The organism is Spongiactinospora gelatinilytica, assembly GCF_003236385.1.
Taxonomy (GTDB): domain Bacteria; phylum Actinomycetota; class Actinomycetes; order Streptosporangiales; family Streptosporangiaceae; genus Spongiactinospora; species Spongiactinospora gelatinilytica.
This window is the reverse complement of record NZ_POUA01000754.1, coordinates 1-1,098: the sequence shown is the minus strand read 5'-3', so window position 1 is coordinate 1,098 and position 1,098 is coordinate 1. Positions and strand designations below refer to the sequence as shown.

Genomic DNA, 1,098 nt, shown 5'->3' with positions numbered 1-1,098 from the left:
GCCCTCGCCCTCCTGACGGCCTCGGCCGACGACGATGACGACGACGACGATCGTGGTGCGTCGCGCGGCGGCAAGTCCCGCGACGACGACGATGACGACGACCGTCGTGCGCTGCGCGGCGGCGGGTCCCAGGACGATGACGATGATCGCCGGGTCCCGCGCGGTGGCGTGGACACCGGTAAAGGCGGTACGTCCCGGGACGACGACTCTCCGCGGGGTGAGGACGACGCCAAGGCCGTCGGTACGACCGTCGCCCGGGACGCCAAGCCGGTGGCGGCGGAGTCCCCGGGCACGGACACGGGCCTGCCCGGCGGCCTGCTCGCGAGCGTCGCGGGTCTGGCCGGGCTCGGCGGGCTGGCGGGCTTCGGCCTGTGGCTGCGCCGCCGCGTCGACGCGGAGAGCTGACCGTGGAGCACCGGCACGGCGTACGCCGATCCGATTTCCACGGGATGGGCACCGCCGCCCTGGCCATGGCCCTGGGGGCGGGCACCTGCCTCGCGCCCGCTGACGGCCGGACCGCGACCTCGTCCTCCCCGGCGGGGGCCCCGCGAGCCGTACCGGTTCCGGTGCCGTCCCCCTCCCCTTCACCCTCGCGTTCGCCCGCGCCGAAGCGTGACGCCGCGAAGCCCGTCGTGCTCCATCTGCCGTCCGTCGGGGTCTCCACACGGATGGTCGGCCTGCGGATGGACCGGCGCGGGCGTCTGGCCGCGCCAGCGCGGTTCGACGTGGCCGGGTGGAACGTCGCCGGGCCCGAACCGGGGGAGCCCGGCGTGGCCGTGGTCGCCGGTCACGTCGACTCGCGTACCGGACCGGCGGTCTTCTACCGCCTGCGGCACCTGAAGCCGGGCGACCCTGTCCATGTCGAACGGGCGGACGGTACGTCCGTCACCTTCACCGTCCGCCGCCTGGCTCAGTATCCCAAAACCCGCATCCCCGACCAGGTGGTCTACGGCGCCACGAAGGACCCGCAGCTCCGCCTCATCACCTGCGCCGGCGCGTTCGACCCCGGCCGCCGCGGCTATCGCGACAACCTGGTCGTCTTCGCCGACCGGGGACGAACCTCCCGCTGACCTGCCACACCCCACCCCGGTCCAACCC

General features: G+C 74.7%; 1 protein-coding gene and 1 pseudogene. Both read left to right on the top strand.

The features are described from left to right. Positions 1-405: pseudogene (locus C1I98_RS39170) on the top strand (hypothetical protein); the annotation flags it as partial. 2 nt (positions 406-407) lie between these two features. Further along, positions 408-1,070 carry a class F sortase gene (locus C1I98_RS39165; RefSeq protein ID WP_199537575.1) on the top strand — a complete coding sequence of 221 codons (663 nt, stop codon included), beginning with the start codon at positions 408-410 and terminating at the stop codon, positions 1,068-1,070. Positions 1,071-1,098 lie beyond the last annotated feature (28 nt).